Annotated in this window: 4 protein-coding genes; all 4 read left to right on the top strand. The window is 71.9% G+C overall.

The window, feature by feature from the left end; genetic code table 11:
- On the top strand, positions 1-1,954 hold a 1,954-nt coding region (locus CV755_RS35400; protein WP_153068671.1), incomplete at its 5' end, for an aminotransferase class III-fold pyridoxal phosphate-dependent enzyme.
- Positions 1,951-2,352, top strand: a complete 402-nt coding sequence (locus tag CV755_RS14065) for a nuclear transport factor 2 family protein (protein WP_109280570.1) — start codon at positions 1,951-1,953, stop codon at positions 2,350-2,352. The genes CV755_RS35400 and CV755_RS14065, both read left to right, overlap by 4 nt.
- Before the next feature lie 4 nt (positions 2,353-2,356).
- Complete coding sequence (locus CV755_RS14060; protein WP_161968692.1) at positions 2,357-8,446, top strand: non-ribosomal peptide synthetase; 6,090 nt, start codon at positions 2,357-2,359, stop codon at positions 8,444-8,446.
- A complete protein-coding gene (locus CV755_RS14055; protein WP_109280568.1) occupies positions 8,443-9,633 on the top strand; it encodes a cytochrome P450 in 1,191 nt (396 codons plus the stop codon). Before CV755_RS14060 ends, CV755_RS14055 begins: the two co-directional genes overlap by 4 nt.
- The last annotated feature ends 3 nt before the right edge of the window (positions 9,634-9,636 follow it).

Raw genomic sequence — 9,636 nt, 5'->3', positions numbered from 1 at the left:
CCTGCACGGTGCCATCAAGCTGATCCGGCACCACCGGCTCGGCACCGTGCGGACGCACCATGGCAGGGTGCTCGCCCTGGACCCCGCGCACACCCTGGGCGAGCGCGCCGACCCGCTGGACCAGGGCCCGGAGCGGGCCCTGGTCCCCGGCCTGGTCTGTGTCCGCACCCTGGACGAGGCCCTGAAGGCCGCCGAGACCACCGCCTTCTGCGGGCTGGTCGTCCGCGAGCCCGACAGCCACGACCTGGGCCAACTGACCGTACTGGCCGCCCGCTTGCGGTCCACCGGAGCCAAAGTCGCCCTGGACCTCAGCGACTTCGACTTCACCAGCCCCACCTCACCCGCCGCCGCGGCGCTCGGCCCCGACCTGATCGTCAGCGGTGAGTCCCTCACCGGCCACCAGGTCCCCTATGGCGCCTTCACCGGCACCCATGAGGTGTTCTCGCCCTGGGCCGCGCCCGGAACCGCCTTTCTGCACTCCAACACCTATGGCGGCAACACCGTCGCCATGCGCGCCGTCAAGGCGCATCTGCTCCCGCGCTGGGACGCCACCGCCGCCGTGCACCCGGTGCTGGCCGCCGCCGAGCGCGACTGGGAACAGGTGCTGCGCCTGTATGAACGGCACGTCAACCCCGGCACCGTACGGATGCACCGCAAACTGCGCGGCGCCCTGCGGGTGGTGCGGGCCGACGGCGCCCGGCTGACCGTTCAGATGGCCTCCGGCCGCCGCCTGGAGCTGGTGGACGGGCTGTGCGGGGCCGGCCTGGGCGTCAATGGGCACAACCCGGCGGATGCGCTGACCGAGGTGGTCCAGTGCCATGACCCCGGCCATGACTACCTCGCCGAACTGCGTCAACTGCTGGCCAGGGACACCGGACTGGACCACCTGCTGCCCGCCGTCAGCGGCGCCTCCGCCGTGGAGACCGCGCTGACCATGGCGGTACTGGCCCGGCCCGGCCACCGCCGGATGGTGGTCTTCCGGCACAACTACGGCGGCAAGACCCTGGTTTCGCTCAACGCCACCGCCGCCACCCGCACCCGGGCCCCCTTTGGGCCGCTGTACCCGGATGTCCGCTATATCGACCCCTTCGGCCCCCGCGCCGCCGAGGAACTGCGCGCCGAACTCGCCTCCGGCGAGGTGGGGCTGGTCTGGATCGAGCTGGTGCACGGCAGCTCCGACTCCTATGGCCCCATCCCCGGCGAGCTGTTGGACATCGTCTCCGCCGAGCGGGAGCAACGCGGCTTCCTGGTCGGCGTGGACGAGATCCTCACCTCCTACTACCGCTGTGGCACCCGCTTCGCCCACCAGGGCCGGCTGCCCGAGGTGGACCTGATCACCGTCTCCAAGGCGCTGAGCTACGGCTGCTTCCCGATCGGCGCCGCACTGGTCTCGGACGCGGTGTACCAGGCCGCCCGCTCGGCCAACGCTCATCTGGTGGACGAACTGGCCACCCGCCATATCAACCAGCTCGGCGCCCACTTCGCGGTGCAGGCCATCCGGCAGACCGACGCGCTGGGCCTGGAACAGCGGGTGGCCCACCTGTCCAAGGCCGTACAGGACGGCCTGGCCCGGCTGGACCCCGCCTCCCACACCGTGGGCCGGTTCTTCGCCGAAGGGCTGCTGGGCCGGATCGAGGTACTGCCCCCGCGCCCGCTGCGCCGGTTCATCCGGCCCGACGGCGAGCTGATGAGCTTCGCCCTGATGCTCTGGTGGATCACCCGGGCCCGGGCCTTTGTGGTCTATGACATCTTCCTGCTGCCGCTGATCGCCACCCCCGAGGAGATCGAGCAGGTGATGCGGGGCGCCCGCCGGCTCTCCCGTACCGGGCCCTACGCCCTGCTGGCCCAGGCCGCACTGGCCGTTGCGGAGGACCGTGTCCGCGGCGCACTCGCCGCGCGCCTGCCCTTCGCCCGTGGATTCCTCGCCCCCGAGAAGACCAAGGAAAGCGCATGAGTGAGCAGAATGTCGCCATCGTCCGGAAGTTCTTCGACCTCTTCGCCCAGGGGCGCCTGGAGGACATCAAGGAACTGCTCGCGGAGGACTTCGAATGGGTCTACCACGGCCCCAAGTCCCTGCCCTGGGCGGGCACTTACCATGGAACCGAGGGCTTCGACCGCTTCTTCTCGATCGTCCGCGAGCTGATCGAGGTGCAGGAGTGCGACGCCTATGAGTACCTCGACGCGGGCGAGGCGGTGGTGGTGCTGGGCGTCAGCCGCACCCGTATCCGCGCCAATGACGCCCGCTATGAAGCCCAGTGGATGAATGTCTTCCGGATCCGTGATGGGCTGATCTCCCAGTATCTGGACCTCTATGACACGGCCAGCGTCGTCGAGGCGCTGCGGGCCGCCTGATGCGATGAACACCACCACCCCACCGGAACACCGCACCCTGCACGGCTGCTTCGCCGTCCGCGCCCAGGCCCACCCCGACCGCACCGCGATCGTCCACGGCGAACGGACGGTCAGCTACCGGCAGTTGGACGCCTGGGCGCAGGCCATCGCCGCCCGGCTGGCGCCCACCGGCCTGCCCGGCCGTCTGGCCGCCGTCTGCGCCGGCCGGTCGCCCGGCACCATCGCCACCCTGCTGGGTGTGCTACGGGCGGGCGGCGCCTATGTGCCGATCGACCCCCGGCTGCCCGACGCCCGGCTGGCCGCGCTGATCGAGGACTGCGCGCCCGCCGTGGTGCTCGCCGCTCCCGATGACGTCCCCCGGCTGCGTACCCTGCTGCCCGCACACCTGCCCGTACTGCCCATCGGGCAGAGCCTGCCGGAGCCCGCCGTCGCGCCCGCCCCGCCCCAGGACCCCGAGGCGCTCGCCTATGTCATCCACACCTCCGGCAGCACCGGGCGGCCCAAGGGCGTGATGGTGGAGCACCGTTCGGTGCTCTCCCTGGTCCATGGCGTCACCCCCGCCCTGCGCGAGGACGATGTCTTCCTCCAGCTCGCCCCGCTGCATGTGGACCCCTCGGTGATCGAGATCTGGGGCGCCCTGCTCAATGGCGCCACCCTGGTACTGCCCGAGGCCGGCGAGCCCGGCGTGTATGACATCGGCCGGCTGACCGCCCGGCACGGGGTGACCGTACTGCGCCTGGCCGCACCGCTGTTCCGGCTGGCCGCCGACCATGTCCTGCCGGACCTCGCCGGACTGCGCATCCTGATCTCCGGCGGCGACCGGGCCGACGAGAACGCGGTACGCCGCGCCCTGCGCGCCCTTCCCGCCACCACCGTCGTCAACGGCTATGGGCCCACCGAGACCACCGTCTACGCCTGCTGGCACGCCATGCGCGACTATGACGAGCGCTGGCCGGGCGTGCCGATCGGCCGGCCGCTCACCGGCACCACCGCCCTGGTACTGGACGCCGCTCAACGGCCGGTCGCCCCCGGGGAAGAGGGCGAACTGTGCATCCTCGGCGACCAGGTGGCCCGCGGCTATCTGCACCAGCCCCGGCTCACCGCCGAGCGCTTCATCGCCGACCCGGCCGGCCGCGGCCGCCGCGCCTACCTCACCGGGGACCGGGTACGCACCCTGCCCGATGGCAGCCTGCACTTCCTGGGCCGCCGGGACGACCAGGTGAAGATCCGCGGCTACCGGGTGGAACTCGGCGAGATAGAACGGACCTTGCTCGCCCATCAGGCGGTCCGGCAGGCCGCCGTGGTGCTGCGGGACACCGAGCCGCGCCTGGCCGCCTTCGCCGGATGCGCCGAATCCACCCCGGCCACCGCGACCGAGCTGCGCGCCCATCTGGCCGCCGCCCTGCCCGAGCACATGGTCCCCGCCACGGTGACCGTACTGCCCGCCCTGCCGGTCACCGCCAATGGCAAAACCGACCGCAAACGGCTGGCCGAAGCGCACACCCCGCTGCCCCAAGGCCCCCTCCGGGCCCCCGAGACCGACACCGAGCACCGGCTGCGCACCCTCTGGCAGGACGTCCTGGGCACGGCGCCGGTCTCCACCGATACCCCCTTCCTGGAGCTGGGCGGCGACTCGCTGTCGGCGATGACCGTCCTGGCCCGCGTCGAAGCCGAGTGGGCCGTCCGCCTGCCCCCGGCCGCGCTCTTCGACGCCCCCACAATCAGGGCCCTGGCGGCGCGTATCGACGCCATGGAGCCCGAGCGTCCGCCCGTACCCCCCGTCGCGGGCGGGCGCATCCCCCTCCTCCCCGGACAGCAGGGCGTCTGGTTCGAGGAGTTGCTGGCCCCCGGCGGCCGGTACAACATCGCCCGCACCTTCCTGGTCCGGGGCGGACTGGACCTGGACGCCCTGCGCCGGGCGCTGACCGCCCTGGCCGAACGGCACCGGAGCCTGCGCACCGTCCTGGAACACCGGGACGGCACCTGGTGGCAGCGCACCGGGGACCGGATCACCCTGCGGCACCAGGATCTGAGCGGCCTTCCGGAGACCGAACGCGAGGCGCGGGCAAGGCAGTTGATGGATCAGTCCGCCGCCGTCGATCCCTCCGCCGTGCTGTTCCGTCCCCTGGTGCTCACCCTTGGACCCGACCGGGCGCTGGTGCACTTCGACATCCACCATGTGATCGCGGACGACTGGTCACTCGACGTCCTCTTCGAGGAACTGGGCGAGCTCTACCGGGCGGCGAAACTCGGCCACCCCGCCCGGCTGCCCGCCCCCGCGCTCCAGTACGCCGACCATGTCACCGCCGAACTGGCCCGGGAGAGCACGCTGCTGGCCGACGCCCAACGGGCCTGGCGGGACACCCTGAAGGGCTGGACGGGCACCCTGGATCTGGCCACCGACTTCCCCCGCCCGGCAGTGCTCAGCGGCAACGGCGACACCATAAGCACCCCACTGGGCGCCGGACTGACCGAGCGCATCGCCCGCGCGGCCCGCCGCCATGGGGTGAGCCGCTTTATGTTCTGCCTGGCCGCGGTGCAGGTCCTGCTCTCCGCCTACACCGAGCAGGACGACATCTGTCTGGGCGCCCTCTCCGCCGGACGCGGACGGGCCGGAACCGAGCGGCTGATCGGCTACTTCGTCAATCTGCTGCCGGTGCGCCTGAAGGCCGACGCTGCCACCACCATCGCCGAGCTGCTCGGCCGGGTACGCGAAGCATGTGTGGCCGGATACCGTCACCAGGAGGTGGCCTTCCAGTCCGCCGCCCGGGGGCTGGGCCCCGGCGGGGGCCTCCCCGACTTCCAGGCCGTGGTCAACTACCAGCAGCGCCCGGCCCGTTCGCTCTCCCTCTGGCAGACCCGCACCGAACCCTGGCAGTCCGCACCGCGCGGCTTCGCCAAATTCGAGCTGGGCTTCTCCTTTGTCGAAGAGGGCAGCGAGGGCACCACCCTCGAGCTGGAATTCAGCACCGACCTCTACCGCCGGGACACCATGGAGCGGATGGCCGCCCAACTGGTGCATCTGCTCGGCCTGCTGACCGGCGACGACACCACCCCGCTGGCCCGGCTGGACCTGCGCTGCCCCGACGAGCGGACCGCTCCCGCGGCCCCGGCGGCCGCACCGCCGCTCACCCTGCATCAGCTGTTCGCCCGGCAGGCGGCCGGCCACCCCGACAAGCCCGCCGTCATCGGCCCCCATGAGACGCTCACCTACCGCCAACTGGACGCCGAGAGCGACCGGATGGCCGCCTGGCTGCACCGCGAAGGGGTGCGCCGCACCGACAGGGTGGCCATCTGCCTGGAACGTTCGCCCCGGCTGATGGTGGCCATCCTCGGGGTGCTCAAGGCCGGGGCCGCCTATGTCCCGCTGGACCCCGGCTACCCGGCCGAGCGGCTGGCCTTCACCATCGAGGACTCCCGGGCCAAGGTCCTGGTCTCCGCCAAGGACCTCGCCGAGGAACTGTTCGACGGCCGCCCCGCCCCGCGCACCCTGCATATCGAACGGCTCCTGGACACCGTTGACGACGGCCCGGCTCTTTCCCCGCCGCCCGACTCCGCCACCGGCTCCGACCTGGCATATCTGATCTACACCTCCGGCAGCACCGGACGCCCCCGTGGGGTGATGACCGAGCACCGCTCCGTCGTCAACACTCTGCGCGGCAGCCTGGACCGGCACCCCTTCGACGAGACGGACATCTGGCTCCAGCTCACCTCACCCGGCTTCGATGTGGCGGCCTTCGAGCAATTCATGCCGCTGATCTCCGGCGGCACGGTGGTCTACTGCCCGGACACCGACCGGCGCGACGGCCATGCCCTGACCCGGCTGCTGTCCCGGCACCGGGTCTCGGTACTGGTGACGGTGCCCTCGCTGCTGCGCGCCCTGGGACGGCCCGATTTGGCGGGGGTGCGGGTACTGGTGGTCGCGGGCGAGCCGGCCGATATCCATGACACCCGGCACTTCGCCCGGGACCGGGTGGTCATCAACGGCTACGGCCCCACCGAGGCCGCCATTCTGGCCACCACGCACCAGGCCGCCGCGGATGACCCGAGAGCCCGGGTGCCCATCGGCACACCACTGCCGGGCACCACCGCCCTGGTAAGGGACCGCCATGGCCGCCCGGCCGCCACCGGCATACCGGGGGAGCTCTACCTGGGCGGCGCCGGAGTCGCCCGTGGCTACTGGAACAACCCGGAACAGACCGAGCGGCTCTTCGGCGACGTCCCCGCCCTGGGGCCCGGGCGCCTCTACCGCACCGGAGACCGGGTGCGCCTGCTGGCCGACGGCAGCCTTGACTATCTGGGACGCCTGGACGACCAGATCAAACTCCGCGGCTTCCGCATCGAGTTGGGGGAGGTGGAGTCGGCCCTGGCCGGCCTCCCGGAGGTGGACGGGGCGGCCGCCGCCGTCCAGGGCACCGGACCCGACGCCGAACTGCTGGCTTTTGTCACCCTGTCCGACGCCACCGCCGAACCCGCCGCCCTCCGCGACCGGCTGGCGCACCGGCTGCCCAAACATATGATCCCCTCGACGATCCTGGCCGTGGACCGCATCCCCACCACCAGCCACGGCAAGGTGGACCGCAGGCAACTGATCGGCCGGGCGGCGGAGTTGCGCGCCCATACCGCCGGCCCCACCGAACAGCCCGCCACGGCGGGGGAGCGGACGATGCTCCGGCTGTGGCAGCGGGTGCTGGACGCCCCCGTCCCCTCGCTGGACGCCGACTTCTTCGGCCTGGGCGGCCACTCGCTGCGTATCATCCGGCTGCTGGACCTCATCGAGCAGGACTGCGGAATCCGCATCCCGGTCCGTGACTTCCTGGCCGCGCCGACCGTACGCGCCACCGCCCGCCTGCTCGGCCGACGACCGCAGGGCCAGAGGCAGTTGATGCCGGTGGAACCTTCAGCGGCCCGGCTGGACCCCGCCGTCCGCTTCCCGCGCACCGGCCCGGCCCCGCGGCAGGAGAGCGGACCGGTGCTGCTCACCGGTGCCACCGGCTTTGTCGGCGCCTATCTGCTACGGGAGTTGCTGCACCGCACCGAGGGCGAGGTCATCTGCCTGGTCCGGGCCGGATCGCCGGAAGAGGGGCGGCGCAGGCTGACCGAGGCGGCCATCCGCTATGGCCTGCCACCGGAGCCGCCGGGTCCGCGCGTGGAGGCGCTCCCCGGCGACCTGGCACTGCCCGGCCTGGGGCTGACGGCCGAGGTATGCGAGGACCTCGCCCACCGGGTGGTGGCGGTCTTCCATGCCGGTGCCCAGGTGCACCATCTCTCCGGCTATCAACGCCTGGCCCCCGCCAATGTGCGGGGCACCGAGGAACTGCTGCGCATCGCCGGGGCCGGACGCCCCGCCTGGTTCCACCACCTCTCCACCCTCTCGGTCTTCACGGAAAGGCCCGGGGAGCGGATGATCACCGAGCGGACCAGGGCCGGCGGAGAACGGCACAGCCAGGGCCGTGGCTACGCCGCCAGCAAATGGGCCGCCGAGCAGCTGCTCACCCAGGCCACCGCACGCGGCGCCCTCACCCGGCTGCACCGGCTGGGCCGGGCCGGTGCGGCCACCGGCAACGGGGCCACCAGCCTGGACGATATGTTCTCCCGGATGCTGATCAGCTGCGTGGAACTGGGCTGTTACCCTCTCCACCGCCGACTGGCCTTCAATGTCCTGCCCGTTGACCTGATGGCCCGCGCCCTGGTCGCCCTGGCCCTCTCCGACGCCGGACCGGGCAGCGTGCACCATCTCCACCACGGCCGGGACACCACGCTCGCCGAGTACCTGGCCGTTCACGACCGCCGCCGGGGCACCCGGACGCCCGGCGTACCGCTCACCGAATGGGTGGCCCGCCTGCGGGACATGGCCAGGGACGGCACCGAACTCCCCGCCGTCGCCTACCAGGACCATCTGCGCGAGCTCGCCGAATCCCCGGACGATGCGCCCGCCACCCGCTGGGACAACCGGCGCACTCTCACCGAGCTGTCCCGCCTGGGCGTCCAACTGCCGTCACCGGACGAGCCGTTCATCGAACGCGCCTGGGACTACCTGGACCACGCCCGCGCCACGCACCGAACCAGCCCCGCCGGAAAGGCCGAAGCATGACCGACCTGTTCTACCCCATGGCGCGCCAGTGCCCCTTCGCCCCGCCGCGGGAGGTGGCCGGGATCCAGGCCGGGGGCGGCGTCCCCCGGGTCACCATCTGGAACGGCACCCGGCCCTGGCTGTTCACCCGCTATGACGACGCCCGGGTCGTCCTCTCCGACCCGCGCTTCAGCTCCGACAAGGGACGCCCCGGCTACCCGCTGTCCAGCCCGGCCGCCGGGTCCGAGGTCACCACCGACCCCACCCTGCTGATCATGGACAACCCCGATCACGACCACTACCGGCGGCTGGTGCTCAGCGAGTTCACCGTCAAACGGGCCGAGGCCCTGCGCCCGGTGGTGCGCGGCTTCGCCGATCACCATATCGACCGGATGCTCCAGGGCCCCCGCCCCGCCGACCTGGTGACCGCCCTGGCCCTGCCGGTCGCCCTGGCCGTCATCTGCGAACTGCTGGAAGTCCCCTACGAGGACCGGGAGTTCTTCCGCAGCCGCACCCACACCATGGGTTCGGTGGAGGTCACCACCGAGACGGCCGCCGCCGCCCGCAAGGAGCTCCAGGACTATCTGGTGTCCCTGGTGGAAACCCGCGAACGCCGGCCGGGTGATGACTTCATCAGCCGGATGGCGGTCCGCCATGTCCGCACCGGCACCATGACCACCGGCCTGCTGGGAGCCATGTGCCTGCTGCTGGTCACGGCCGGACATGACACGGCGGCCAATATGATGGCCCTGGGCACCCTGGTCCTCCTGGAACACCCCGACCAGTTCGCCGCCCTGGCCCGGGACCCGGGCGCGGCCGCCGGGGCCACCGAGGAACTGCTGCGCCACCTCACCATCGTCCAGCGCGGCATCCGCCGCATCGCCATCGAGGATGTCGAGGTCAATGGCCATCCCGTACGGGCCGGTGAGGGCGTGATCGCCGCCATCAACATCGCCAACCGCGACCCGGCGAAGTTCACCTCGGGCGATGACTTCGACATCACCCGCGACTCACGCCACCATCTGGCCTTCGGCTATGGCATCCACCAATGCCTGGGCCAGGCCCTGGCCCGGGTCGAACTCCAGGAGTTCTACAGCGCCTTGGCCGGGCGCGTACCCACGCTGCGCACCGCGGTGCCCGTGGAGGAGATCCGCTTCAGATCCGATATGGCGGTCTACGGGGTGCATCAACTCCCCGTGACCTGGTGATGC

The sequence above is a fragment of the Streptomyces orinoci genome (genome assembly GCF_003121295.1).
GTDB lineage: Bacteria > Actinomycetota > Actinomycetes > Streptomycetales > Streptomycetaceae > Streptomyces > Streptomyces orinoci.
This window is presented reverse-complemented; position numbering and strand designations above follow the sequence as displayed.